The 26,912-nt window shown below is 46.1% G+C and carries 19 protein-coding genes and 1 pseudogene; 11 read left to right on the top strand and 9 right to left on the bottom strand.

What is annotated here, in order from left to right:
• Nucleotides 1-27: 27 nt before the first annotated feature.
• Entirely contained in the window at nucleotides 28-237 is a 210-nt protein-coding gene (locus tag B5F71_RS06945; protein ID WP_158098051.1) for a hypothetical protein, read from the bottom strand.
• Between the two features lie 82 nt (nucleotides 238-319).
• Nucleotides 320-1,669: an MATE family efflux transporter gene (locus B5F71_RS06950; RefSeq protein ID WP_013617412.1), complete on the bottom strand. Its 1,350-nt coding sequence runs from the start codon at nucleotides 1,667-1,669 to the stop codon at nucleotides 320-322.
• A gap of 100 nt (nucleotides 1,670-1,769) precedes the next feature.
• Between B5F71_RS06950 and B5F71_RS06955 the strand changes: the two genes are divergently transcribed.
• The 5 genes from B5F71_RS06955 (at nucleotide 1,770) to B5F71_RS06975 (ending at nucleotide 7,106) form a co-directional block, all read left to right on the top strand.
• Nucleotides 1,770-2,429, top strand: a complete 660-nt coding sequence (locus tag B5F71_RS06955) for an HAD family phosphatase (RefSeq protein WP_022039833.1) — start codon at nucleotides 1,770-1,772, stop codon at nucleotides 2,427-2,429.
• A 192-nt stretch (nucleotides 2,430-2,621) separates the two neighbouring features.
• Nucleotides 2,622-3,443 (top strand): 3-methyl-2-oxobutanoate hydroxymethyltransferase, encoded by an 822-nt coding sequence (gene panB / locus B5F71_RS06960; RefSeq protein ID WP_087208729.1) that lies wholly within the window; start codon nucleotides 2,622-2,624, stop codon nucleotides 3,441-3,443.
• Nucleotides 3,444-3,521: 78 nt separating this feature from the next.
• Nucleotides 3,522-4,646, top strand: coding sequence for an MFS transporter (locus B5F71_RS06965; protein ID WP_087208731.1), 1,125 nt, complete (start codon nucleotides 3,522-3,524; stop codon nucleotides 4,644-4,646).
• Nucleotides 4,647-4,659: 13 nt separating this feature from the next.
• Nucleotides 4,660-6,348, top strand: coding sequence for an energy-dependent translational throttle protein EttA (gene ettA, locus B5F71_RS06970; protein WP_087208733.1), 1,689 nt, complete (start codon nucleotides 4,660-4,662; stop codon nucleotides 6,346-6,348).
• Nucleotides 6,349-6,584: 236 nt separating this feature from the next.
• Nucleotides 6,585-7,106 carry a histidine phosphatase family protein gene (locus B5F71_RS06975; RefSeq protein WP_087208735.1) on the top strand — a complete coding sequence of 174 codons (522 nt, stop codon included), beginning with the start codon at nucleotides 6,585-6,587 and terminating at the stop codon, nucleotides 7,104-7,106.
• Nucleotides 7,107-7,331: 225 nt separating this feature from the next.
• Here B5F71_RS06975 and pyrH read toward each other — a convergent pair whose 3' ends face one another.
• The 4 genes and pseudogenes from pyrH to B5F71_RS06995 form a co-directional block, all read right to left on the bottom strand.
• Nucleotides 7,332-8,042, bottom strand: coding sequence for a UMP kinase (gene pyrH / locus B5F71_RS06980; protein ID WP_087208756.1), 711 nt, complete (start codon nucleotides 8,040-8,042; stop codon nucleotides 7,332-7,334).
• 127 nt (nucleotides 8,043-8,169) lie between these two features.
• Nucleotides 8,170-8,817: a hypothetical protein gene (locus tag B5F71_RS06985; RefSeq protein WP_087208737.1), complete on the bottom strand. Its 648-nt coding sequence runs from the start codon at nucleotides 8,815-8,817 to the stop codon at nucleotides 8,170-8,172.
• Between the two features lie 259 nt (nucleotides 8,818-9,076).
• Entirely contained in the window at nucleotides 9,077-10,708 is a 1,632-nt protein-coding gene (locus tag B5F71_RS06990) for a RagB/SusD family nutrient uptake outer membrane protein (RefSeq protein WP_087208738.1), read from the bottom strand.
• Between the two features lie 33 nt (nucleotides 10,709-10,741).
• A pseudogene (locus tag B5F71_RS06995) lies at nucleotides 10,742-13,735 on the bottom strand (SusC/RagA family TonB-linked outer membrane protein); the annotation flags it as partial.
• Between the two features lie 204 nt (nucleotides 13,736-13,939).
• Here B5F71_RS06995 and B5F71_RS07000 point away from each other — a divergent pair.
• The 4 genes from B5F71_RS07000 to B5F71_RS20190 all read left to right on the top strand — a co-directional run bounded on the left by B5F71_RS07000 (nucleotide 13,940) and on the right by B5F71_RS20190 (nucleotide 15,114).
• Nucleotides 13,940-14,158: a DUF3791 domain-containing protein gene (locus tag B5F71_RS07000; protein WP_022039204.1), complete on the top strand. Its 219-nt coding sequence runs from the start codon at nucleotides 13,940-13,942 to the stop codon at nucleotides 14,156-14,158.
• The gene (locus B5F71_RS07005) at nucleotides 14,155-14,628 is read left to right on the top strand and encodes a DUF3990 domain-containing protein (protein ID WP_022039203.1); all 474 of its coding nucleotides are present in this window, start codon (nucleotides 14,155-14,157) and stop codon (nucleotides 14,626-14,628) included. Before B5F71_RS07000 ends, B5F71_RS07005 begins: the two co-directional genes overlap by 4 nt.
• Nucleotides 14,625-14,870, top strand: a complete 246-nt coding sequence (locus B5F71_RS07010; protein WP_022039202.1) for a hypothetical protein — start codon at nucleotides 14,625-14,627, stop codon at nucleotides 14,868-14,870. The genes B5F71_RS07005 and B5F71_RS07010 overlap by 4 nt, the downstream gene beginning before the upstream one ends.
• Before the next feature lie 103 nt (nucleotides 14,871-14,973).
• Entirely contained in the window at nucleotides 14,974-15,114 is a 141-nt protein-coding gene (locus B5F71_RS20190) for a hypothetical protein (protein WP_158098052.1), read from the top strand.
• A gap of 36 nt (nucleotides 15,115-15,150) precedes the next feature.
• Here the strand turns inward: B5F71_RS20190 and B5F71_RS07015 are convergent, their stop codons facing one another.
• From B5F71_RS07015 to B5F71_RS07030, 3 genes are all read right to left on the bottom strand, one after another.
• Nucleotides 15,151-16,737 (bottom strand): RagB/SusD family nutrient uptake outer membrane protein, encoded by a 1,587-nt coding sequence (locus B5F71_RS07015; RefSeq protein ID WP_087208740.1) that lies wholly within the window; start codon nucleotides 16,735-16,737, stop codon nucleotides 15,151-15,153.
• Nucleotides 16,738-16,758: 21 nt separating this feature from the next.
• Nucleotides 16,759-19,725: a TonB-dependent receptor gene (locus B5F71_RS07020; protein WP_143269860.1), complete on the bottom strand. Its 2,967-nt coding sequence runs from the start codon at nucleotides 19,723-19,725 to the stop codon at nucleotides 16,759-16,761.
• Between the two features lie 680 nt (nucleotides 19,726-20,405).
• Nucleotides 20,406-21,563, bottom strand: a complete 1,158-nt coding sequence (locus tag B5F71_RS07030) for a site-specific integrase (RefSeq protein ID WP_022039855.1) — start codon at nucleotides 21,561-21,563, stop codon at nucleotides 20,406-20,408.
• A 284-nt stretch (nucleotides 21,564-21,847) separates the two neighbouring features.
• On the opposite strand from B5F71_RS07030, the gene B5F71_RS07035 reads away from it, so the two are divergent.
• Nucleotides 21,848-25,048 carry a TonB-dependent receptor gene (locus B5F71_RS07035; protein WP_087208746.1) on the top strand — a complete coding sequence of 1,067 codons (3,201 nt, stop codon included), beginning with the start codon at nucleotides 21,848-21,850 and terminating at the stop codon, nucleotides 25,046-25,048.
• A gap of 31 nt (nucleotides 25,049-25,079) precedes the next feature.
• A complete protein-coding gene (locus tag B5F71_RS07040; protein ID WP_164488574.1) occupies nucleotides 25,080-26,696 on the top strand; it encodes a RagB/SusD family nutrient uptake outer membrane protein in 1,617 nt (538 codons plus the stop codon).
• The last annotated feature ends 216 nt before the right edge of the window (nucleotides 26,697-26,912 follow it).

Below are 26,912 nucleotides of genomic sequence, written 5' to 3' on the forward strand. Positions count from 1 at the left end.
GACAATTTACTATCTACTATTTGAGCATTAAATCGTACCTCGTAAATCGAAAAATAGTAAATCAAAATAAGAAGCTGTTTTGAATTTCTCCAAAAAGTTTTTCTTGGCTTGATGTATCCGTTTTCGTGTGTGCTTTGGGCGATTTTTTGGTCCTTTCCGCTCCTGTTCTTCGTCAGATAGCCCGCTATCTTCCTCATCACAGAAGCAAAAATGCCTCAAAAACTCATCCCAAATCATCGCACGATAAATTCAAAACAGCTTCTAATCCGCGTTAATCTGCGTTTCCCAAAATCGTTGGGAGCACTTCGGATGCCTCGGTTCAGTTGCCTACGCTCATTTTCGTGCGGTAATGGTGTCCGAGCATCAGTACCGCCACGATGAAGGCAAGAAAGTCGGACACGGGCATGCTGAGCCATACGCCGTCCAATCCGTAGGCAAGGGGCAGCAGGGCAAGTCCCGGAAGAAGGAACAGCAGCTGGCGCGAGAGGGAGAGGAAGATGGAGATTTTGGCTTTCCCGATAGACTGGAAGAACTGGGTGATGACAATCTGCGCACCCACCACGGCAAAGGCGGCTACTCCGAAGCGTACCGCTACGGTGGCTTGGCGGGTCAGCTCGTCATTGGTGGTGAACATTCCTACGAACACACGCGGAAACAGTTCGCCGATGGCAAAGCCGCAGGTGGTGATGATAACGGCGGCGGTCATTCCCAGCCTTAGTGTCTGCCGCACGCGCTGGTAATGTCCTGCCCCGTAATTGTATCCGGTGATGGGCTGCATCCCCATCGTGATACCCATTACAATCATCACAAAGAGCATCTGGATGCGGTTCAGGATGCCGAATGCGCCGATGGAGAGGTCGCCTCCGTATTTCAGCAGGCTGCTGTTGATGAAGATGGTGATGCAGCAGGCGCACACGTTCATTACGAAGGGCGACATGCCGATGCTGAACACGTTGAGGATGATTTTTTTCTTCAGCCGCAGGCGCCGTTTCTGGAACCGGATGTAGCTGGACCGGCTGCAGAAGTGGTGAAGCACCCATATCATGCCGACGAACTGCGAGAGGATGGTCGCCAGTGCGGCACCCCGCATCCCCCATTCGAGCCAGAAGATGAAGAGCGGCGCGAAGACGACGTTACACCCTACGGTGAGCATCGACGAGAGCATCGCTTTCCGCGGATAGCCCGTGGCGCGCATGATGTTGTTCAGTCCGATCATCACGTACGATACGGGCGTGCCTATCAGGATGACTTGCATAAACTGGCGTGCGTAGCCGATGGTGGCTTCGGTGGCGCCGAAGAAGTACAGGATGGGGTCGAGGAAGATGAGCGAGATGCTTCCGAACACGACGGCATTGACCACGCATAGGATGGTGACATTGCCCAGGATGTCTTCGGCTCCCTGCACGTCTTTTTGCCCCAGACGGATGGATGAGAGCGTGGCGCCTCCCACGCCTACCAGTGTGCTGAAGGCTATCAGCAGGTTCATCAGCGGGAAGTTGATGGCAAGGGCGGTGATGGCAAGGGCACCCACGCCGTGACCGATGAAAATACTGTCGATGATGTTGTACAATGAGGTCAGTGTCATGCCGATGATGGCGGGGATGGAGTATTGCCACAGCAGTTTCCCTATAGGTGCTTCTCCCAGCACGTGCGGATTGTTTGCGTTCATTTTGTGTATTCTTTCGTTAAAATTGCGGTGCAAAGTTAGGAAGATGGACGAATATTTCGGAAATTTGTGCTGTTAAATCAAACTAAATGTAAAACTGGATATGGATAAAACCAAATGTATAGCCGCTCTTTTCGATTTCGACGGGGTGGTGATGGACACCGAGCCGCAATATACCGTCTTCTGGGATGCGGTGGGGAAGAAGTATCATCCGGAGTACGAGGCTTTCGGCAAGATAATCAAGGGGCAGACCTTGAGCCAGATTTTCAGCCGTTATTTTGCCGGGATGGAGAAAGAGCAGGCGGAAATTACGGAGGATTTGAACCGTTATGAGGCAGAGATGAAGTATGAATACGTGCCGGGAGTGACTGGTTTCATGCGTGAGCTGCGTGAGCAGGGAGTGAAGACGGCGATTGTGACCAGCTCGAACGGACAGAAGATGCGGAGCGTGTATGCCGTGCATCCGGAACTTAAGGAACTGGTCGGGCGAATCCTGACGGCGGAGATGTTCACCCGCTCGAAACCAGCCCCCGACTGCTTCCTGCTGGGGGCGCAGGTGCTGGGGACGGTACCGGAGAACTGTGTGGTGTTCGAAGACTCGTTTCATGGGCTGGAAGCGGGAAATGCCGCCGGAATGGCGGTGGTAGGGCTGAGCACGACGAATCCCGCCGAGGCAATCCGTGATAAATGCCGGGTGGTTATCCCCGATTTCACCTCGTTCAGCTACGAAAAGATGAAAAGCTTGCTTAACTCGTTGAAATGATTTACTTTTGCCCGGATTTTTGTATTATCGAACGCAGAGACGCAAGGACGCAGAGGAATATGTCAGAGAAGGCAAAATGCCAATCTCTGTGCGCTTTGCTCTCTCAAAAATAAAAACTTTGCGCTTTTGCGCCTCTGCGTTCCATCCTGTTTTTCACGAACCGATTTTGTTATTATAGAAAGGAGAAAGATTATGGCTGGATATTTAGTTAGTGACACTCGGAAGGTGACCACCCACCGCTTGATGGAAATGAAAGAAAGAGGTGAGAAAATTTCAATGCTGACTTCGTACGACTATACCACGGCACGCATCGTGGACGAAGCCGGGGTGGATGCGATATTGGTTGGCGACTCGGCATCGAACGTAATGGCAGGCAATGTGACGACGTTGCCCATTACGGTCGACCAGATGATTTACCATGCCCGTTCGGTCGTCCGGGGCGTGAAGCGTGCGCTGGTGGTGGTGGATATGCCGTTCGGCTCGTATCAGGCAGACCCGTTCGACGGGGTGCGCAACGCCATGCGGATGATGAAGGAGACGGGTGCCGATGCGCTGAAGCTGGAAGGCGGAGAAGAAGTGATAGAGGCTATCCGCAAGATAATCGGGGCGGGTGTCCCGGTGATGGGTCATCTGGGCCTGATGCCGCAATCCATCAACAAGTATGGTACGTATGGTGTGCGTGCCAAGGGCGATGCCGAAGCCGATAAGCTGTTGCGCGACGCGAAATTGCTGGAAGAAGCCGGCTGCTTCGGACTGGTATTGGAAAAGATTCCGGCTGTATTGGCACAGCAGGTGACCGAATCCTTGCATATCCCCGTCATCGGCATAGGTGCCGGAGGAGCTACAGACGGACAGGTGCTGGTGGTGGCTGATATGTTGGGCATGACCAAAGGCTTCAGCCCGAAGTTCCTGCGCCGGTATGCCGACCTGAATGCGGTGATGACCGATGCCATCGGACAATATGTGACGGATGTGAAGTCGGGCGGTTTCCCGAACGAGTCGGAACAATATTAAACAATGGACAATTGACAATTGCCCTGCGGCGATGTGAAAGAATTGTCAATTGTCATTTGTCAATTATAATAAAGGTATATGCTGTGGAATAAAAACTTTACTTTGCTTGCAGCGGCAAATGTGTTTTTTCATGCCGCCGTATACATGCAGTTTCCTGTCCTGCACCGGTGGATGACGGATGTCTGGGGATATACAGGAGTGGAAGCGGCGTGCATGGCGGTAGTGTTCGGCTTGTCCCTGTTCATTCCGGGAGTGTTCAACAGTTATCTGGTCGATACATTCAGCCGGAAACAGGTATGCATACGGAGCATGATTGTGTTAGGCCTGGCGACGCTGGCTTATCCGTGGACCTCGGCAACATGGCAGATTGTCGCTTTGCGCGTCTTGCAGGGGAGTGCGTTCGGAATCGCTTTGATGGCTACCGGAAGCACATTGGCGATAGATGTGGCTCCCAGCCATCAGCGGGACGGAGCGAACCGGGCTTTTACATGGTCGGGCATCGCGGGCATGTTGGCGGGCGTTGTGATTGGCTTGGCGGGGATGCAGCATGTGGCTTTCACGCAGCTGGTAAGTGCCTCGGCGTGCTTGCTGGCGGTGGCTATGGTGCTAATCGGGTATGTGAAAATCAGTTTCCGCGCCCCTTTGGATTTGCCCCTGTGCTCGTCCGACCGTTTCTTGCTTTTCCGTGCGGTCCCTCCGGGCATCAATATGATGGCGGTTCCGTTGGTGATAGGCATGCTTTTTGTTTCGGTTTCCGATTTTTCCTTTTATCTTTGCACAGGGCTTGGCTTCCTGCTCTATCTGTTGGTGAGGGAGAGCGTAAGGCGGCAGGTCGACGGGCGGATTCAAGTCGGGGCGGGGCAATTGCTGATGATTGCCGGACTGATGGCATTGCATCATCCTGAGGGCGTTTACCCCCTCTATATAGGCGGATGCCTGATAGGCTTAGGCACGGGATTTTCCATCGGCCAGTTCCTCCAGATGATGATTTTGCTCCCCTTGCATTGCGAGCGCGGGACGGGTTATCACACATACCGCTTGTCGTGGGAATTGGCGTGGGCGTGCGGCATCTTCTTGGGCGTGTATCTGCAAAGCCAGGGCAAAGGCTTGTTTGGGGCGGAAATACTGATAGCCGTGGCAGGGCTTTTGCTGTATCAGGCATTCACGTACCGTTATTTCAAGAGACATTATCAGAAACATTAAAACTATAAAGAATATGGCAGACGATAAAAAAATTATCTTTTCGATGGTCGGAGTGAGCAAGTCATTCCAGAACAACAAACAGGTATTGAAAGACATCTACCTATCCTTTTTCTATGGAGCGAAAATCGGCATCATCGGTTTGAACGGAGCCGGTAAGTCTACGTTGCTGAAGATTATCGCCGGACTGGACAAGAATTATCAGGGCGAAGTGGTGTTCTCGCCGGGCTACTCGGTAGGCTATCTGGCGCAGGAACCTTATTTGGACGATACGAAAACGGTGAAGGAAGTCGTGATGGAAGGCGTGCAGGCAACCGTAGACGCGCTTGCCGAATACGAGGAAATCAACCAGAAGTTCGGCTTGCCCGAGTATTACGAGGACCCCGAGAAAATGGATGCCCTCTTTGCCCGTCAGGCGGAACTGCAGGACATCATCGACTCTACCGACGCGTGGAACCTCGACTCCAAGCTGGAGCGCGCGATGGACGCCTTGCGCTGCCCGCCCGAAGACCAGCCGGTGAAGAACCTTTCGGGAGGCGAACGCCGCCGGGTGGCGCTGTGCCGTCTGCTGCTCCAGAAGCCTGACATCCTCTTGCTGGACGAACCTACCAACCACCTGGATGCCGAAAGCATCGACTGGCTGGAACAACACCTCCAGCAATACGAAGGAACGGTGATTGCCGTGACGCACGACCGCTATTTTCTCGACCACGTGGCAGGCTGGATTCTGGAGCTGGACCGTGGCGAAGGCATCCCCTGGAAAGGAAACTATTCCAGCTGGCTGGAGCAGAAGACCAAGCGCATGGAGATGGAAGAGAAAGTGGCAAGCAAGCGCCGCAAGACCCTGGAACGCGAGTTGGAATGGGTGCGCATGGCGCCCAAGGCACGTCAGGCGAAAGGCAAGGCACGTCTCAACTCGTACGACAAGTTATTGAACGAAGACGTGAAGGAGAAAGAAGAAAAGCTCGAAATCTTCATCCCGAACGGTCCCCGTCTGGGAAATAAGGTAATCGAGGCGAAACACGTGGCAAAAGCTTACGGCGACAAGCTGCTCTTCGACGACCTCAACTTCATGCTTCCCCCCAACGGCATTGTGGGCGTCATCGGTCCCAACGGTGCCGGAAAAACCACCCTGTTCCGCCTGATTATGGGCATTGAGAAGCCCGACAAAGGCGACTTCGAAGTGGGCGAAACCGTAAAGGTTGCCTACGTGGACCAGCAGCACAAAGACATCGACCCGAACAAGACCGTATACCAGGTTATCAGCGGAGGCAACGACTTGCTCCGCATGGGCAACCGCGACGTGAACGCCCGTGCCTACCTGAGCCGGTTCAATTTCTCGGGCGCCGACCAGGAAAAGCTCTGCGGCATGCTTTCGGGAGGCGAGCGCAACCGCCTGCACCTCGCCATGGCGCTGAAGGAAGAAGGCAACGTATTGCTCCTGGACGAGCCTACCAACGACATCGACGTCAACACCCTGCGTGCGCTGGAAGAAGGTTTGGAAGACTTTGCCGGATGTGCCGTAGTAATCAGCCACGACCGCTGGTTCCTCGACCGTATCTGCACCCACATCCTGGCGTTTGAAGGAAACAGCGAGGTGTTCTTCTTCGAAGGCTCGTACACCGAATACGAGGAAAACAAGATGAAGCGCATGGGCAATGTAGAGCCGAAGCGCGTGCGTTACCGGAAACTGATGGAAGACTGATTTAAATGAAGAATGAAGAATTAAGAATGAAGAAACAGCATTCTTCATTCAAAAAAGATTCTTCATTCCTCATTCTTAATAATGAATATCCGCATTTTACCTAATTGACTGTAGGGGCGTATCGCATACGCCCTGAAGGCATCCGCGTGGATAAGTGGACGCATTCGGGCGTATGCGATACGCCCCTACATGGGATGTTTGCGGATATTCAAATTCTTAATTCTTCATTTAATAAGATGTTGACTATATACCTCGCCCGCCACGGGCAGACAGAAGAAAACCTGAGCCGAATATTCCAAGGGCATTTGCCCGGACATCTCACCGAAGAAGGGAAGCGGCAGGCTATAGCCTTGGGAAAGGCCTTGGAAAACATTCCGTTGGATGCCATTGTCAGCAGCGACCTGCAACGGGTGGCGGATACGGTTCGCCTTGCGGTAGGCAGCCGGGATTTGCCCTGGGAAAAGAATGCCCTGTTCCGCGAAGTGGACTGGGGGAGCTGGACGGGGAGGTCGATAAACAGCGTCGACCGTTCCTGTTTCCCGAAAGACGCCGAAACCCCCGCAATGCTTTACGCACGCGCAGGCAAGTGCATCGACTATCTGAAGCAGCATTGCGAGGGCAAGTCGGTGCTGGTGGTTGCCCACGGGCAGATAAACCGGAACATCATTGCGCAGGCTCGAGGGATTCCCCTCGGCCGCCTGAAGGAAATACCGCTGATGAAGAACGGGACAACAATTCAATTAATAATTAACAATTAATAATTAATAATTAACGCGAATCAGGAGTTAAACGTAGTTATGTTTCACAGGAGTTATCACTTCGTTCAGGAGTTATACTTCACGCGGTATTTATTTGTGCATTTTGTATATGCCACGTAGTAGAGACGATGTGCACATCGTCTTTACAGAAGCTGTGCAAAAGGCATTGGCATCTAACTCCCTTTTAACCCCTGATTGGCATTATTAATTGTTAATTATTAATTATTAATTATGTACCAGCGTGCCGATATTTTCACCGGCAATGACCTTCTTCAGGTTGCCCACGGTATCCATGTCGAAGACGATGATGGGCAGGTTGTTTTCCTTGCACATACAGGTGGCGGTGAGGTCCATCACCTTCAGCCCGCGTGCCAGCACTTCGTCGTACGTGATATCGTCAAACTTCTTGGCGGTCGGGTCTTTTTCGGGGTCGGCGGTATAGATGCCGTCTACGCGCGTGCCTTTCAGCATCACGTCGGCTTCTATTTCGATGCCTCTCAGCGATGAACCCGTGTCGGTGGTAAAGAACGGGTTTCCCGTGCCGGCGGACATGATGGCCACTTCACCGTTCTCCATGGCTTCGATGGCTTTCCATTTGGTGTAAAACTCGCCTATCGGCTCCATGCGGATAGCCGTCAGCACCCGTGCCTTCACCCCGTTTGCCGTCAATGCCGAGCTTAGCCCCAAGCTGTTGATTACCGTGGCGAGCATCCCCATCTGGTCGCCTTTCACGCGGTCGAATCCCTTTCCGGCACCGCTCAGCCCGCGGAAAATGTTCCCTCCGCCGATAACGATGCCTATCTGCACGCCCATGTCGTGTATTTCCTTAATCTGCAAGGCATATTCTCCCAGGCGTTTCTCGTCTATGCCGTATTTCTTTTCTCCCATCAGGCTTTCGCCGCTTAACTTTAACAAGATACGTTTAAATTTTGCCATATTCAGAATCTTTTTTGTTTGCAGGCAAAGGTAACAAGAATTTACGGGAATACACAAAAAACGTCGCGGCATTTTCAGCATGCGGCGACGTCAGAAAGAGAGAGAGAATCTGTTTGTTTATGTCTAGTTAGTCTTTGTTGATGCTTTTGATGACTTCCGAAGCTATTTTGGAGGAACTTTTACGGCTGGCTTTGCTGAGTTTGGCTCCCTTTTCCAAATTCATGCATGTGAAATAGTTGTTCCCTTTGGTCACTTCATGCTGATTGCGGTCGTAAAGTGAATAACTTACAAAGTGGAACAGGGTGCGCAGGGGGGTGTCTTGCCATTTCAAGTAATGTTTATTAAGGAAAAGCACATAGTCGGCATCCGCTTCGTTAAGTATTTTGCTGAATTCTTCTTTGTTTACATTACTTAAGTCAGCATAGGTGTCTTCATTTTCTCCGTTGACTTTAACTTCGGTCACAAGAGTATTCACATCAGGAAGATTTTCTGATGAGACGAACGTATATTTTTTGTCTTTGTTTGCCTGAATGATGTTATTGGTAATAATACGGTTGTAAGTGTCACCGATGCTGTCTTGAGGAATGCCGGTTTCTTCTGTAATCATAGGAGCTGGAAAATAGTTAGAACCCACATTGTCTAGTCCAACTACCAGTACTTTTACTTGCATGTCTTTGGTCTTGTTTTCTTTGTTGCTGTCTTCTGCATTTGCAGTTGTAATGAAAGTCATGGCAGCCAAGCCTAAAATGATGTTTTTAATCAGAGTTGTTTTCATTTCTTTCTTCCTTTTTTATTTGACATTGCAAAAATAGGGTGGTCGTGTTACATCCTTGTTTCTACATTGTGATAATCTTGTTAAATGCTTTATTTGTAGCGCTGCTTTGCGGTGTCTTGCTTAGAAGAAACTGTTTTGAATTTTATCGTAGGCTGATTGGGGATAAGTTTTAAATACGTCCTTATGATATAAAATACGACCCTCCTGCAGATGTTTTCGTGCAGAAGGGTCGCTTTACTTGTTGTCGTGTATTTGTCCGTTATTCTACGGCTGGCATGTCTAATCCACTGTTGTAATCGGTTTCTCTTGACGGAAGAACCCATTTCCAGAATGAAGAGTTGGGATCTGCTCCATAAGTACCGGCAATAGACGCATGGAAATTACCTCCTTCGGTAATGCCTTTGCGCTGAACCGGGCGTCCCCAACGCTTGCAGTCGAACCAGCTGTGACCTTCACCCCAAAGTTCGAGACGGCGGTACAGAATAATTTCGTTCCACAAATCTTCTCCTGTTTTCGTACAAGTATATTCAGGGTCACGTCCACTGGTTTGATTCAATTCAATCAAATCGTTTTGTGCACTTGTAATATCCCCTGTCTTATAAGCTGCTTCTGCCTCAATCAATAACATTTCAGAAGAACGGATAAATGGAATGCATCCAATACCCGGCATACCAAGTGCGGCAAATTTCAAAGCACCGTATGGTTCAATGGTTTGTGCCGGAGTGTAAGTGCAAACGCTGGCTGCATAATTATTGGCCTTGGTTGCCGCAGCTAAACCTGCATCCGTCTCTATATCAAAGCTTCCATAAATTGTTTCTATGACGTCTTCCACCTTTTGGCCTTCTTCCAAGAAAGTACCGGAGTGCAAGAATAAGCCTTTACGTATATCCGTATCAGGGATAGCGTCAATCAGCTCACGGCTTGCCGCGATATTATAACCAACAGACGCATAATAACCATTGTATGCCATTGTCACTTGATAGCTCCAGTAATATAAAGTTTCTGCAGCATCATTATAAGAACCCCAAATCCATTCGGACGTCGGATTGCAGAAGCCGGTTCGGTAATCGGCATTCGACATTAATGCATAACCATTCCGGGCCAATTGGGCCATTTCACTTGCCTTGCTATAATCCTCCCGATTCAGGGCAGCACGAGCGTATACGCCATAAGCTACATTCAGATTTGGAAAACATACGGCACTGCTGCCAAATACTGCGCTACGGTCTAAACCGGATGCCTGAAACAGTGAGATGGCTTCGTCAAGATCCTTGTAAATCTGTTCATAGGTCTGAGCTAAGGTAGACAACGGCATGTCACCTGTAGATTCATCCAAACGTAAAACTATACCGTCTGTAGCACCGTTGTTGCTATTCGCCCAACTGTTGCAATAGAACTGTACTACTTGTGAAAAGGCAAATGCGCGGAATGTCAATGCTGAAGCTTTCAGAAACTGAAGCTCTGCCTCATCTCCTTCGGCGGTATCTACATTGGCAAGAATCGTATTAGCGTTTCCTACTATGGTATAGTAATAATACCAAGGGTACGAATCATAAATGGATGTATTGCTGTCATTCATCGTTCCATTCATCATCGGAGCCCATCCCGGAGCAAATACAGGGAAATAGAAATCCTCACCCATATATTCGGCGTACATCATCATGATGGTACCTTCGCCATTAAAACCCTGGCCATAATATGCATGCTGCATGGTCATCAGTTTGCAGATACCGTTGATGGCTTGCTTCATATTGTCTGCATTACCGTTCACTTCCCCAGCAGAAGCTGAACCAGTAGGCACCGTGTCCAGCCAGCTGTCACTACAGGAGCTGAACGCCAAGGCAGCACCCAGCAATCCCATTGTCATGTATTTTGTGATAGAATGTCTCATATATTTATAAGCTCTATTAATTTATGTATTGATTTAGAATTTCAAGTTTACGCCTAAAGTATAAACGCGGGCAGTGACGAATGTGTTGTCCATCGTACCGTTGAAACTGTACTGCGGGTTCATACCTTTCAGCGAGGTAATGGTAAATGCGTTTTCAATACTACCATATACGCTTATACCGCCAAGTCCGAGTTTGGTTACCCATCTCTTAGGCAAATTATAGTTCAAGTTGATATTCTTCAAGATGAAATAAGAAGAATTTTGCAGCCAACGGTCACATGAACCTTGCGAATAAGCATCTTGTGATGACAAGTCAAAACGGGGAATTCCGTTCGGATCTACACGATTGGGCGAATCCTCTGTCATTCCAGCAGGTACACTCTGCCAGGCATTCAACACATCTGTATGCAGTGCATTCGGACTGGCTACGCTTGAACTCATCAAAGAAGCATAGGTGGTATCGTATGTCTTTCCACCCAATGAGTAAGTCCCTAAGATAGAAAGAGTTAAATCCTTATGACTTACCGAAGTCGAGATGCTTCCATAAACAGTAGGCAATGCAGTGCCGCTCCAGTCCTTTCTAGCATACGTGGTGTTATACGTATAGTCTGTACCGTTGATATTCACATGATAACCAGCTGCTTTTGCCGATTCAACTTTTGTCGGGTCAATTTCATAAAGAGCACGACCGCTCATCTGGTCTACACCGGCATACTGGTACATATAGAACTCGTAAATACTATGTCCTTCCGAGAACATCTGTACACCGTTTAGGATATCTTCTCCGTCAGGCAATTCGATAATCTCGTTTTTCAGCCATGTCAGGTTCATGCCGATATTCCAGTTCCAGTCTTTGGTACGGATAACATCCACATCAGTAGCGATTTCGATACCTCTATTGGATACCGACCCGATGTTTTTTGCCATACTTGACATAGCTGTTGCGTCAGCACTACCGATTCCCCACAAGTCTGTAGCACCGGCCGACAACGGATTATATACATTGAACAGCAGGTCGCGTGAACGTTTATCGAAATAATCGAATGAAATGTTCCACCGGTCGAACAGGCGTGCTTCTACAGCGATGTCAAACGAAGTGGTAGTTTCCCATTTCAAGTCCTCGTTCATCAGCTGGTTCTTATAATAAGCGCCCAATCCGGCATTGGTGTCCGAATTATACAAAGCCATGTAGGCATAATAATCCACGCCGGCATCATTACCTACTTCGCCGTACGAAGCGCGCAATTTCAAATCATCTACCCAAGTAACATCTTCCATGAACTTTTCTTTTGAAATCATCCAGCTTCCGCCAACTGACCAGAAGTTACCCCAACGATGGTCTGGATGGAAGCGGGAAGAGCCGTCCCGACGGAAAGAAGCATCGAAATAATACTTGTCATCGTAGTTGTAACGGGCACGTGCCAGATAACTTTCCGTGTTATACTCAATCGTAGAACCCTCGCTATAAGTAGTTTCTGAGAAGTTTGACAACTCAGTGTTGTCACCTGTCATTTTCATATTAGCCTTTGCCGTATAATCTAATGACTCATAATAACTGCGCGCTTCATGAGCCAACAGCACATCCACCGTATGCTTGTTGAAATGGTGTGCCCAAAATAGTTCTTGTGACAATGTATAGTCTTTTACACGTTGGTAATATTGGGTCAGACGGCCGTTGTTGCCTGCACCGTCACCACAGACAGGGTTATTGTAATTTTTCTGTTTCATATTCGAATTGAACAGATTTCCCTTTGCCGTAAACTGGAAATCATTCAAGAACGAAATCGTGGCATAAATCTGTCCTTGCATCGTGTTGGTGTACATACGGTTGATGTCGTTTTCCAATTCATATACTACATGGCGGTTTGACAGATATTGTTGCCCTAGGTTGTAGGTAGGATTTCCATTCTCGTCCATCACCACATTGCCTTCTGCATCATGTGCATAATACGGATAAACCGGAGCCATCATACGTGCGGAATAAAATGGGTTGATATAATAGGTGCCGTTGGCTTCATTGGCATAATTGCCTTCCGAAGAACTTGCTGATAAATTAATACCGCTCTTAAACCATTTGTTCGGAGTAAAGTTGGCTTTCAAGCGACCGGAGAAACGTTCAAAATCAGAACTGATAACATATCCTTTTTCGTTCAAATAAGAACCAGATGCAAACAAATCATATTTTTCACCCGCAGCTGCACCGCTCAAATTATATTCTTGGCGGTAGCCTGTACGCTCCAAAGCATCATTCCAATCCAAGTCATTATATCCTGGCAAAACATTTCCTAAGAACTTTCCATCTTCTGTGAAAAGTTCAGTGTTTCCCTTATCGAAAATATTCGATTTGATAACATTGCTCATCAAAGTCTGGTTAACGGCTGCGGCGGCTGAAGCAGCATCCATACCTTCGTCTATCATATAATAGCGTTGGTATCCTTTCCACATTGTTTCCATCCAGTCGTTGATGCCCAGACGGTCGTATTCGGGAATACCACGGGTATACATACCTTGGCGTATATCCAGATTCAGGCTCGGTTTGCTTCCTTTTCCATTACGTGTCGTAATCAAAATAACACCATTAGCGGCTTTATTACCATAAAGAGCAGCCGAAGAAGCATCCTTCAAGACAGACATTGATTCAATATCATTGGTATTGATTTCGTTCAGGCTGCCTTCATAGGGTACACCATCTACTACAATCAAGGGTTCGTTTGTTCCATTAATAGAACCAAAACCGCGGATACGGATGCTATTACTACCATTACCCGGTTCACCGTATGTACTGTTTACCTGCACACCGGTAGTAGTACCTTCCAATGCGCTGGTCACATTTGTTACCGGTCGTTTTTCAATCTGACCTGCACTTACAGATGATACCGCACCCGTAATGGAGGCACGTTTCTGGGTACCGTAAGCAACGACAACAACTTCATCCAATACCTCTTCATCTGCTTTCAGCGCAATCTTTATAACCGGCTGGATCTTAACCTCTTGTGTCTCCAGCCCGATGAAAGAAACCACCAAAGTTCCGGCCGAACTTGATGATGCCTATAAATGACTGTTTATAAACGAATTACAGAATTTATAATTATGCTTTGTTCTTTCTCATGATTGGTTCATATAGAGTATAACAGGGTTTCGTCTGAAATTTTTCTACCCGAGATATATCTGAAAATGATGAGATAATAGAATTTTTGATTACCTTTGTGTGAAACTCAAACACCTTTAGTTATGGATGATAAGTATAAGATACCTTATATAAATGCATGCATACGTGCTTTTGCCAAGCGTTTCAGCCTTTCGGTCAAGAATGCTTTTTTATACCTATATCGGTTTAAAGGCGTGGATTTTCTGAATGACTTTTACGGCGTAGAGCATTTGCAATCCATTGATGATGCCGTGGATGACTTGATTGTCATCTGCAAAAAAAACGGAGGACAACTGATATGATACTTTATCATGGGACTAATGTTGATTTTCAGCAGATAGACATTCGAAAATCCAATCCGTACAAGGACTTTGGTCAAGGCTTTTATCTGACTGATATTCTTGTGCAGGCTGAAAATATGGCAGCCAAGAAAGCACGGATTCTTGGCGGAAGTCCGATTGTACAGAAATATCAATTTGATGAAACGTATCTCTCGGCTCCGTTTCTGAACGTCCTGCTTTTTGAAAAGCCAAGCAAAGAGTGGGCAGAATTCATTTACCGGAATAGAACAAGGAGTATCCCTGCCTTTTCACATCATTACGATATTGTGATGGGTCCGATAGCTGATGACGGGGTAGCTTACCTTTTAAGCCGTTACGAAGAAGGTTTCTGTACTCTGGAGGAATTGGCAAAGGAATTGGAATACAAACAATTGAACAGGCAATTCTTTTTTGGAACTTTACGAAGTATTAATTTATTGAATAGAATATGATAAGACCAATTCAACAAGACTATTTGATTTCACACATAGTTGATAAAATAACAGGTTTTTTGATTGAGGATTTTCAATTAGACATACCTTCCGCATTGAATATAGTTTATACTTCTGATACGTTCAGAGCACTTTCTGACAAAGAAACAGACTTATATAGTCAAAGCCCTTCATATATATACGAATGGCTTAAAAGAGAATTTCTGACGGGTAAACTGGACGGTGCTGTCGACAAACACTGATAATTACCGAAGAGCAGGGGACCTATCAAGTGTATGACCGCTTTTTCAGTTTATGGTTAAAGGAACAAATGTAACGCTTCTTGCATTCAAACATTGTATATATGTGAAACATAATGAAGAGAGTGCACCCGAATACGAGATTGCCATAGACTACTACACCGATATAGCAGATGACCACCGTTTATATGGATTGGTTTATAACAGAATGTTCAGTCTGTACCATTTATATGTCATAATCAGTTAGGGGCACACCCTCTTCATTTCTATTTATACTAAAGATTTACAGCGTAGGACGCTCTGCTGCCGGGTTGTTATCTTCATCAGTGATTCCTTCGTTGGTTTCCATTTCACACTGCGGAATGCGATAAATCATAATTTGCGACTCCGGATCCAAATTGAATTGGACAGATGCCGGATAGTTTGTACCCTTTCTTACAATAGGTTTCTTCAATCGCAAAATGTCGAACAGGGCGAAACCTTCGCCCCATAGTTCCATTCTGCGCTGTAGCCAAACTTCATCCTGCAACTCTTCTGCAGAAGTGGCATGGCTTATAAATGAAGGATTACGGTAAGTTTGCACAAAACTTTCCAAAGTAGACTTTCCTGCTCCAAGATTTCCGGACATGGCTTCTGCTTCAGCTTTAATCAAATACATCTCTTCTACACGCATCAGAGGCCAGTCTGAAGAATTGGTTGTATTTCCAAACACACTCTGGTAAGCACCGAATTTGGTATTTACGTATGGAGTCAAACCAAAATATTCAATAACAGGAGTTCCGTTTACCGTTTCATTATCTACCAGCGTTGAAGTAGTGTCAGGAGAAATAAACCACTGCTTGCGGATGTCTGTATCAGGAATCTGTTCATAAAGAGACGAACTGACCGAACGGAATGTCCCGGTTAATGTCGTATAACCGTTTCCAGTAAAGGAGCATAGATGAGAAGGCCAATTGATGATGCCTGTGGTTACCACCTCATTATCCGGTGAAATCAATATCCCCCATAACCATGAACTGGCAGTAGCCGAATTAAAGGTCGGTGTGGAAACTTCCTGTAAAGATTGCGGAGTGCCACCTTGAATAGCTTTGTCTGCATCTTCTGCTGCGGCAGCCCAGTTTTGCATAAGCAGGTTGGCACGGGCACGCAAGCCATATACCACGGCTTCGTCTATTTGGTCTTTATTGCTGCCTGCGTCAAAACCGGCTAATAGTTCTGCGGCTTGATTCAAATCGTTCATGATTTGTTCATAAACTTGTCCGACTGTAGCACGTGGATTATTTTGAAGTTCCTCGTCTGTTTTTGTTTCTGTGACAATAGGAACAGCTAATGCACTTTCATGTCCTGCATAAGTAAACTGGAAACATTGTACCAAGTTTAAATAATCGTATGCACGTGCTGCCAAAGCCTGCCCCCGGTAGCGTTGCAAATCTGCATCTTCTGTATTCGCATCAATAAGTTTCAACAAATCATTGGCTGCCTTCATGTGATTATAGAAAATCTTCCAAATAAACTCAGCCCCGCTTGCATCGGCATAATCCCGGTCGGCATAATTCTGAGAACGACTAAACCAGTTATAGCCGCTTGTAGATGCCACAATGTCCTGACCTCCAGATTCCAGTTGTAAAGACACGGCAGGAACTCCATAGTCGCTATGGTATGTATTAAGGTCATCGGAAATCGTGCCAAAGAAATTCAGTCTGGCAGCCATGGCATTGGCTTCTGCCGTTATCAGATTCGGACGGCTTTCGATTATGTTTTCCTTTTGCTCGTCAGACACATACTGGCCTTCCGGGAACTTATCTAAGTCGCAAGACGCAAGTGCCAGTGTAATGCCTGCTATTATTATAAAATTGTTATTCAGTTTCATAATTTTCCTTTTATTTAAACGTTAGAAATCCAATGATATTCCGCCGGAAATAGTACGGATTGGAGAATATACATTATCAGTAGATACATATCCTTGCCGCGGGTCAAAACCTTTGCGTGCTGTCCACAAAGCCACGTTGTCTGCCACGAAGAAGAGGCGTACTCCTTCTATCTGTAACTTGCGCGTCCACTTCTTCGGCAAAGTATAACCGAAAGTGATGTTTTGCAGGCTCAGGTAGTTTGAGCTTGTCAACCATCTGTCTGATGTATAAGTAGTATACACGTTATTGGCGTTCATGCGTGGCACATCCGTGTTTCTGTTTTCCGGAGTCCAGGCATTCAGCATGTCTACGTGCAAGGCATGACCCATTGCTTCATCACTCATTAAATCAGCGTAAGTATTGTCTATCATGCGTCCGCCCAGTTGGTAGGTAAATGAAATGGAGAAGTCAAACCCGTAAACTTTAAGGCTGGTGCCGAAACCGCCATATACTTTCGGCAAGATATCGCCTGTAGCGAAACGGTTCTCCGAAGCCACGGCATAATCTGTTGTGACTGTATTTCCTTCCTCGTCTGGTTGAACCAACGCATATTGGGCTTCACCGGTATCCGGATTTACACCCAGATATCTAGGCAGGTATAGCTGGTACATGGAATCCCCTTCGCGATAGATACGTGCGCCGTCAATCATTTGCCCGTTCAGCTCGGGAGCCAGTTCCAGCACTTTGTTCTTAAAGTGGGTAAGGTTGAGATTGATGTCCCATGATATGTTTTTTGTATCGATTACAGTCGAGTACAAATCAAGTTCAATGCCACGGTTCACCATTGAACCCACGTTTTCCGGCATACGCGAATAACCCAATGACGAAGCCACTGGCTTGAAATAGAGCATGTCGGTGGTTTTGCGCGAGAAGTATTCCACACTACCGCTTAATTTCCCGTCCCAGAATGTGAAGTCAAATCCAGTATTGAAGCTGTGCGAAGTTTCCCATGTGATGTCTCTGTTTCCTTTATAATACAATGATGTAGAAAAATCACCATTGCTGTTTGCCAATGTGTATTGGTCCATATAGGGATAATAGTTACGATAAAGCCCGCCTTCATACATCAGGTTATCATTACCTTGGGTACCATAACTGATTTTAAACTTCAACATGTTAATCCAATGCTGGTTTTCCATGAATTTCTCGCGGTTGATAAGCCATCCTGCCCCTACCGACCAGAAATTACCCCAACGGTTTTCAGGAGCAAAGCAAGAAGAAGCGTCGTGACGGTAAGATACAGATGCGAAATATTTTCCGTCATAATCATATTGTCCGCGGAACAGCCAACCTTCCGTTGCGTATTTTTGCGTATAAGATTCGTTGATTTGGTTGGAAATGGCATTATTCAGTTCGGGAATATTCGGATTGTATACTTTCTCCCGCTGGCCGTATAAATACTGGTATTTGTAGTTATAGTTTTCATGTCCGGCAAGAATGTCTACATTATGTACATGATTGAACGTCCGGTTATAAGTCAGCAAATACTGTTGGTTCGTACTGAAAGTGCGCTCTGTAGCTACACTGACGATACCGCCTACACCGCTTGTTTCGGAATATTGTCCGTAAAACGGATTGACCATATTAGAATAATGCACATTGTTCGCATCCACGCCGATATTGATTCTTGCTTTGATGCCGCCCCAAATGTCGATGTCGGCACCCCATTTTCCACTGACAACATCACCGGAATATTCCATTTTGTCAAGCATATAGCTTGCCAATGGGTTAGCATTGGGAATTACGTTCGAGCGTGAGAAATTTGTGTCCGACCCATAGTCATAACGCTGGGAACCACGATTATCCACCATGATATTTCCCTTTGCATCACGTACATACATCGGATAAATAGCACCAATGATGTTCGCGGCATAAAAGGCATTGGCATTAGAAGTACCGCTTTCGGTATCCTGTTCCCGACTGTCGTAATGGGTGAACGATACATTGCCGCTCATTTTCAGCCACGGTTTGACTTGATAATCCGCTTTCAAGCGGGCTGAATAACGCTGGAATCCGGAATTAGGGACAATTCCCTGATCGTCCAAATAACCGGCAGACATGTAATAGTTCAATTTTTCATTGGCACCACTGACACTCAAATTATATTCCTGACGCAAATTGTTTTGGAACAATTCGTCCGTCCAATCGTCAGGGAGATAAGTATATGTCCCGTCAGAATACCCTAGTTTCGCATTCGGATTCAGTTTTCCGTCCATTCCTATCAGCTGTTCACCATTCGGCACACTGAATACTTGGTATCCTAAATAAGCCGAAGACAACATAGCCTGATTGGCGTATGCATTAGCAGCAGCTAAGTCTCCGTTTGCCAGATAACCTTCCAAATCTGCATTGTAGATAGAAGCGTAATTCAATTCATAGAATTTGCCTGGATCTGTAATGCGTTCGTATGAAGCGATACCGCGCTTGTTCACACCCCATTTGGCATTAAAATTCACACGTGCTTCCCCATTGGCACCCCGCTTAGTAGTAATCAAAATGACACCGTTTGCACCGCGGGCACCATACAAAGCATTTGAAGCTGCGTCTTTCAATACGGTCATCGATTCGATATCAGTAGAGCTGATGGCAGACAATTCACCGTCATAAGGTACGCCGTCCACTACATAAAGAGGCCTGTTGCTGGCTGAGATAGATCCGATACCCCGAATGCGCACTTCCGCATCCTTTCCCGGTTGGCCAGTATTGCTTGTTGTTTGCACTCCGGCAACCTGTCCGGTCAAAGCATTCGTGATATTTGAAGTTTGCCGTGAAGCGATTTTGTCATTCTTGATTGTAGCTGCCGAACCGGTAAATGTCGACTTCTTTGCAGTACCATAAGCCACCACCATCACTTCGTCCAATACCTCAGCATCCGACTTCAGTACAACTTTCATAACCGGTCGGATGTCGAGCTCTTGCGTCTGCAAGCCGATGAAAGAAACCACCAAAGTTCCGGCCGAACTAAAGATGACTATTAACGTATTGAGTATGAGGAAACTATAAGGACTTCTTTTAAAATGGTTTCTTTCAAAAAATGGTGTCGTGGTACGTATTAATGCGTTTCAACCGGAAGCTTTCTACCTGCTTTTTACTGAATAGCCATACCTTTTGATATAGAAGGAACGCTTAATACTCCAACTCGAATTGCCACAAAGGAACGACATGCATGAAGCCGGTTTCTAGATGCATATTGTGCTACGGGCCTCTTGCAGGAAAAGATTATGTTTATCCATAAAGCATTCCTTTTCGGCAAAGATATGAATGTATGCAATAAATAAGCATGGATTAGGCGTATTTGCACTTTCGAAAGTGCAATTTAACGTACAAACTGCACTTCCCGATGAGCAAAATCATCTCCGGGCAAGTCTTCACGCATGGTTCGTCCTGCAGGCAGGGAGACACAGAGTTTTACGTTTCTACAACTTTTGCAATCCGATTCTGCTCCGTGATAAGAATGACGTTTTGTCCATGCACTAGGCTTTTTCAAAACATGCATAAAGTCAGGTAAGCTTATGCAATGCAGTTTTACCGTAGTTTCAATGTACTGAAACTCTAGTTTCAGTGCATTGAAACTGCTGAAACAGTTAACTGCCTTGGCAAATCATTGCAGCTTTGTAGAAAAGCGACATTAGAACTTACATTTCTTCAGGTCATTTACTAACGTTTGCGAAAACACTTCACCGTAAATTTGCGTGGTTTTGATGCTGCGGTGCCCTAATAGTTTTTGCACCGTAGTCAGTTTTGCTCCATTATATATTAATAAGGTAGCATTGGTGTGCCGTGCCGAGTGGAAAGAGAAATGCTTGTCAATACCAGCCAGCTTGCCCAGCCTGACCAATTCCTTGTTAATGTCAGGGTTCGGGCGAAGACGGAAAAAGCACTCTTTGTCGGGGTATCGCTTTAATATCTTCAGAGCTTTCCCCTGAAACAAAAGATAAAGGGGGACTTGAGTTTCCGTTCCTGTCTTTTGCGACTTGAACGTCAGCCAGGCATGTTGCTTGTCTGGATAAACGATATTTTCCTCACGCAATTCTATAAAATCAGAATAACGGATGCCGGTGTAGCAACAAAACAGAAACGCATCCAGTGTGTGGCGCAATGCTTTTCCTGTCTGTCCGAGCGGCAGTTCTTCCAGTTTTCTCAGTTCTTCTGGAAGCAGGAATACATGTTTACTTTCAGTGGTCTTTATCCGGTATTTAATGAAAGGTGAAGCCGATGATAACATTACGCCTTGTCTGATGGCTTCATTGCAAAGCGTGCGTAAATGACGCATGTGTTTGGCAATTGTGTTTATCTTCAGTTTTTTCTTTTCCAGAAAATGTTCGAACTGGAGCAGCAGCGAATAATCCATCTCCGCAAAACATAGTGCCGGGCGGAATTCATGTAAAAGAGCAAATGTAGTGCTCAAGTTGTTTTTTGTACTTTCTTTGCTTTTTGAGTGTTCTACCCATTTTCTACCGAATGCAAAAACATCTGTTCTTTCTTCTGCCTCATTGTCTGTTTTCAGCATTGACAAGGATATTTCTTTTCCTCGCTTCCACCCTTCCAATTCCGCATACTGGAGCTTTAGGAGAAACTCGTCAAGCATCCGGTTCAGCGCCTCTTCCTGCGGATGAAGTACAATCCTTGCTTTTTTGGCATCCCATTCTTCGGGACGTACATAAATGTGAGTGGAAAAATAGGCTTTCTGCTTTGTTAAATAAGCTTCCACTTGTATCAATGCCTTTCCGCTTGCATTGAGACGTTTTTTACGATTATAAACCAATCGGTAACTAATTTTTTTCATTTCACTACACTTTTTATCAGGAGTCTTAAAAACTATCACAAAGATGTCCTATACAAGGTTCTGAGCTTGTTTTTGGCTATTTTTTAAGCAAAGACAACACCGGAAATCCTGCATATTTGTTTGCTTTTTATACAGAATTTCAATCTTGAAGTGTTAAAAAGCGACGTATCTTTTGTATTTTGTTTCCAAAAGTATACAAGTTATAAGATAAATGCTTACCTTTGCGGGCAAACTGAATTAGATAAAAGTGTTTATTTAAGGTTAAAAATTAAGAGAGAATTTTTATGAAAAGAAAATTGATGCTGTTAATGACCTGCCTGATGATAGGCATTGGTCTGGTAAACGCGCAAGTAAAGAAAGTTACCGGTACGGTTACTTCTGAAGAAGACGGTTTACCTGTAGTGGGAGCATCTGTATTGGTAAAAGGTACCACAGTAGGTACGGTTACTGATATAGATGGTAATTTTACGATTAGTAACGTGCCAAGTTCGGCCGGAACTTTGGTGGTTTCTTTCATCGGGCTGGAGACGCAAGAGGTTAAGATTCAGCCGGTTATGAAAGTTGTGCTGAAGTCGGATGCTGAGGTGTTGGACGAGGTTGTGGTGACAGCTTATGGTACAGCTACCAAAGGTACATTTACCGGTTCTGCTTCGGTGATGAAGGCCGATAAAATCGAAAAACGTCAGGTGTCTAATATTACGAATGCATTGGCGGGCGCGGTTGCAGGTGTGCAAATTCAGAGTTCAAACGGTCAGCCGGGTGAGGATGCGAAGGTGCGTATCCGTGGTGTAGGGTCTATCAATGCGGGTACAGAACCGTTGTACGTTGTAGACGGCATGCCTTTCGACGGTGACCTTTCTTCATTGAATACACAAGATATCGAAAGTATGACGGTATTGAAAGATGCGGCTTCTACCGCTCTTTACGGTGCGCGTGGTGCCAACGGTATCATCATGATTACTACGAAAAAGGGTGCTTCGGGTAAAGCTCGTGTGAACTTTGATGCCAAATGGGGTGCTAACTCACGTGCCGTGACCAATTACGATGTAATTGATAGCCCGAACCAATATATGGAACTGGCTTACCAGTCGTTGAAGAATGCAGGTTTGTATAACTTGGGTTATGACGATGCTGCAGCTCACGCATACGCTAATTCTACTATCTTCAAGAATGCATCGGGTGGTGTAGGTTATCAGGTTTATACGCTTCCTGAAGGTGAAGGCATGTTTACTACCGACGGACGTGTCAATCCGAATGCGAAGTTGGGTTATTCGGACGGTACCTATTATTATACGCCGGATGACTGGGAAAAGGAAATGTTCAAGAACAAGCTGCGCCAGGAGTACAACCTGAGCGTATCAGGCGGTAATGAACGTGCTACGTTCTACTTCTCTTTGGGTTATCTGGATGACCAAGGTGTAATTGACGGTTCTGGATTCAAGCGTTACAGCGGTCGTTTGAATGGTGATTACAAGGTAAACGATTGGTTGAAAGTGGGTGCTAATGTGGCTTATAACTTTACTAATAGCCGTTATCCGGGAGAACAACAAAATACCGCTTCTTCAGGTAATGCATTTTATATCGCAAACTTTGCGGCACCTATCTATCCCTTATACGTACGTGATGCCAATGGCAATATCATGACTAACAACGGGCGCAAGGTGTATGACTATGGTGACGGACAGAGTACGAACCAGAGCCGTTCATTCATGTCTATTTCAAACCCTGCCGGTGACTTGATTTACAATAAGACCGAATACCTGATGGATATCATCAATGCCAATTGGTATGCGCAAATCACTCCGATTAAGGGGCTGACCTTGACGGCACGTTACGGTCTGCATATTGACAATACCCGTTACAATGACTTGGGTAATGCATATATGGGCCAGACTGCATCTTATGGCGGTACAGCAACTCAGGAACACATGCGTACATTCGGATTCGATCAGCAGTATGTAGCCAACTATAACTTCTCTATTGACGATGTCCATCATATCGACTTAACTGCCGGTTATGATGGTTATAACATGGAAAAGACTGACTTCTACGGATACGGAACAAACTTGTATAATCCGGAAAGCTATTATTTGGGTAATACGATTGATAATTGGCAGTTGGGCGGTGTCAAGAACGAGTATGCCACTCACGGTATTTTCGCCCGTGTCAACTATTCGTACAATGACAAATACATCGGTAATGTGTCTTACCGTCGTGACGCTTCTTCACGTTTTGCTCCCGATCACCGTTGGGGTGACTTCTGGGCAGCCAGTGTGGCTTGGCGTATTTCGGAAGAAGCTTTCATGGAAGACGTGGAATGGGTGAACCAGTTGAAGCTGAAAGCTTCGTTCGGTCAGCAAGGTAACGATGACATCTTGATGGGTGACCTGACAACGAAGAACTATTATCCGTATATCGACCAATACCGCATCAGCGGTGCGAACGGTGTTTATTCGGACGGTGTGCTTTATTATAAAGGTAATCCGGACCTGACTTGGGAAACTTCTACTTCGTATAATGTGGGTGTGGACTTCTCTTTGTTTAAGAACAAGCTGACCGGTACGTTGGAATATTTCGGACGTAAGTCCTCTGACATGCTTTACAACTTGCCTACCGCAGGTAGCTTGGGTTATACTTCAATGCCGGTGAATGTAGGTTCGATGACTAACTCAGGTTTTGAAATGGACTTCACTTACAACATCATTCAGAACAAGAATGTGACTTGGGACGTGAACTTCAATGCGACTTTCATCAAGAACAAGATCAATGAATTGCATGAGAACCTGAACGGACGTCTGATTGACGGTACTCGTATTTACGAAGAAGGCGAGTCTATGTACCGTATGTATCTGGTGGAATATGCAGGTGTAGACGAAACTACCGGTGAAGCATTATATTGGACTGCTGATAAAGACGAAAAGGGGAATATCATCGGACGTAAGAAAACAACTGATTATGTGGATGCGCAAAATTACCGTATTGCAACGGATGACATGATGCCTACGGTATATGGCGGTATCGGAACCAGTGTAACGGCATACGGATTCGATGCTTCTATCTCGCTTTCTTACCAGTTGGGCGGAGAAATTTATGACTCCGGTTATGCAGTTACGATGCACGGCGGTTATCAACGTGGCGGTACAGCATGGAACAAGGATATCTTGAATGCATGGACTCCGACCAATACTCGTACCGATGTGCCCCGTCTGGACGCTGAAGACCGCTATACTAATTCGACTTCAACCCGTTTCCTGACTAGTTCAAATTATCTGAACATCAACAACATCACCGTAGGTTATACCTTGCCGAAGAGCTGGACCCAGAAGATGCAGATTGAGAAATTGCGTATCTACTTCACGGCGGACAACTTGGGCTTTATCTCGGCACGTAAGGGATTGGATCCGCGCCAAAGCTATACAACAGCTACTACTGCTCTTTATACGCCGATCCGCACCATCTCAGGAGGTATCAACTTGACATTCTAATGAATATAACTTAAAAACAATGAGAAAGAACATGAAAACAAAATATATTTTCGCTTCGAGCCTGCTTCTTTCCCTGGCATTTACGGGATGTCAGGATTTGGATACAGCACCGGAAGGGGATACTGTTACGACCGACCAAAAGGAGGAGGTTTATATTCAGAACCCGGAACGTGCAGAAGCTGCCATCAATGCTATTTATTCTCAGTTTAACCAACGTACGCCGAATGAAAATGCGTTGGGAACAGAACGCCATAACGATATCGGATATCCGACCATTATGTTGTGCACGGATGCTAACGGTATGGACGTTGTAAGTGATAATAACGGTTACAACTGGCAAGGGAACAGCTTGACTTTTGATGACAGAGATTATACTTCATACGAAGCTCAAATGGTATGGAATGATTTGTATAACATCATTTTCTCATGCAACAACGCTATCTCTTCATTCGATCCGGAAACCGATAACCCTACTTTCCAAATGTATTTGGGACGTGCTTACGCTACCCGCGCCTTTTGTTATTTCAACTTGGCTCAGCTGTATCAGTTTACGTATGTAGGCAATCAGGATAAACCTTGTGTGCCTTTGATTACAAACGAGAACTCGGCAGATGCTGCCGCGAACGGTGCGCCCCGTGCTACAGTCCAAGCTATTTATGACCAGATTGAAGCCGATTTGGAAACCGGTATCAATTATTTGAAATCGGCGGAAGATGCAGGTGAGAGCCGTCCTGACCGCCGTTATATCGACCAGTCGGTGGCATACGGTATCCGTGCACGTGTGGCTTTGACCAAACAGGAATGGGCTGCAGCCGAAGAAGCTGCACAAACCGCTATTTCTTTGTCGGATGCTCGCCCGGCAACAATAGAAGAGGTGAACCATCCGACTTTCTGGGATGTTACGGAACCGGACTGGATGTGGGGCGTATTGGTTGAAGAATCAGATCCCGTGGTATCTTCGGGTATCGTAAACTGGCCTTCACACATGGGTTCGTTTAACTATGGTTATGCTTGGTATTCAGGCGGAAAGCAAATCAACCGTGCCCTGTTCAACACCATTCCGGACACCGATGCACGTAAAGGCTGGTGGCTGAATGCTGATACGGAATCCGCAAATCTGACGGCTGCCCAACAAGCTTTGATGAAAGGATATGGTTTCGGTCCTTATACACAAGTGAAGTTCGCTCCTTATAACAATGAATTGGAAACTTCTACCAATGCGAATGACATACCGTTAATGCGTATCGAGGAAATGTACTTGATTATGGCGGAAGCTCAGGCTATGGGAGGCAATGCCGGAACAGGCCGGGCTACATTGGAAAGCTTTATCCAGACTTACCGTGATCCGGAATATACCTGCACCGCTGCTTCCGCAACGGATATTCAGGAAGAAATCTACCGCCAGCGCCGTATTGAGTTTTGGGGTGAAGGCTTGATTTGGTTTGACATCATGCGCTTGAATAAAGGTGTAGACCGCCGGGGTGCAGGCTTCCCGCAAGCCGCTTCGGTTTATAACATCGAGCCGGGTTCTGCTATTTTATTGTGGCGCATTCCGCAAAACGAAATCAACTCGAACCAGGCTTTGACCGAGGATGATAATAATCCGTCTGCTCCTGCTCCGACTCCTGTACAGGACATTACTGAGTAAAACGTTTATTGAAATCCGATAAATAGAGGGCTGTTCCGTATGGGGCAGCCCTTTCTTGTTCTATTATGACGTGTCGGAGAGAATAAAAGATAGGTACGTGTGTAGATTAGAGTTTATGTAATTTAGATTTGTTATATATCGCGCATACGCGTACCTTTGCAACATGAATTACCGCGACCATAAAGACAACAGCAAAAGTTTCCGTGCCTTGACGGG

Source organism: Bacteroides sp. An269 (assembly GCF_002159755.1).
Classification (GTDB): Bacteria; Bacteroidota; Bacteroidia; order Bacteroidales; family Bacteroidaceae; genus Phocaeicola; species Phocaeicola intestinalis.

Coding starts and splice junctions, on each gene's coding strand:
- B5F71_RS06945 (WP_158098051.1), bottom strand. CDS start 237: ATGATTTGGGATGAGTTTTTGAGGCATTTTTGCTTCTGTGATGAGGAA.
- B5F71_RS06950 (WP_013617412.1), bottom strand. CDS start 1,669: ATGAACGCAAACAATCCGCACGTGCTGGGAGAAGCACCTATAGGGAAA.
- B5F71_RS06955 (WP_022039833.1), top strand. CDS start 1,770: ATGGATAAAACCAAATGTATAGCCGCTCTTTTCGATTTCGACGGGGTG.
- panB (WP_087208729.1), top strand. CDS start 2,622: ATGGCTGGATATTTAGTTAGTGACACTCGGAAGGTGACCACCCACCGC.
- B5F71_RS06965 (WP_087208731.1), top strand. CDS start 3,522: ATGCTGTGGAATAAAAACTTTACTTTGCTTGCAGCGGCAAATGTGTTT.
- ettA (WP_087208733.1), top strand. CDS start 4,660: ATGGCAGACGATAAAAAAATTATCTTTTCGATGGTCGGAGTGAGCAAG.
- B5F71_RS06975 (WP_087208735.1), top strand. CDS start 6,585: ATGTTGACTATATACCTCGCCCGCCACGGGCAGACAGAAGAAAACCTG.
- pyrH (WP_087208756.1), bottom strand. CDS start 8,042: ATGGCAAAATTTAAACGTATCTTGTTAAAGTTAAGCGGCGAAAGCCTG.
- B5F71_RS06985 (WP_087208737.1), bottom strand. CDS start 8,817: ATGAAAACAACTCTGATTAAAAACATCATTTTAGGCTTGGCTGCCATG.
- B5F71_RS06990 (WP_087208738.1), bottom strand. CDS start 10,708: ATGAGACATTCTATCACAAAATACATGACAATGGGATTGCTGGGTGCT.
- B5F71_RS07000 (WP_022039204.1), top strand. CDS start 13,940: ATGGATGATAAGTATAAGATACCTTATATAAATGCATGCATACGTGCT.
- B5F71_RS07005 (WP_022039203.1), top strand. CDS start 14,155: ATGATACTTTATCATGGGACTAATGTTGATTTTCAGCAGATAGACATT.
- B5F71_RS07010 (WP_022039202.1), top strand. CDS start 14,625: ATGATAAGACCAATTCAACAAGACTATTTGATTTCACACATAGTTGAT.
- B5F71_RS07015 (WP_087208740.1), bottom strand. CDS start 16,737: ATGAAACTGAATAACAATTTTATAATAATAGCAGGCATTACACTGGCA.
- B5F71_RS07030 (WP_022039855.1), bottom strand. CDS start 21,563: ATGAAAAAAATTAGTTACCGATTGGTTTATAATCGTAAAAAACGTCTC.
- B5F71_RS07035 (WP_087208746.1), top strand. CDS start 21,848: ATGAAAAGAAAATTGATGCTGTTAATGACCTGCCTGATGATAGGCATT.
- B5F71_RS07040 (WP_164488574.1), top strand. CDS start 25,080: ATGAAAACAAAATATATTTTCGCTTCGAGCCTGCTTCTTTCCCTGGCA.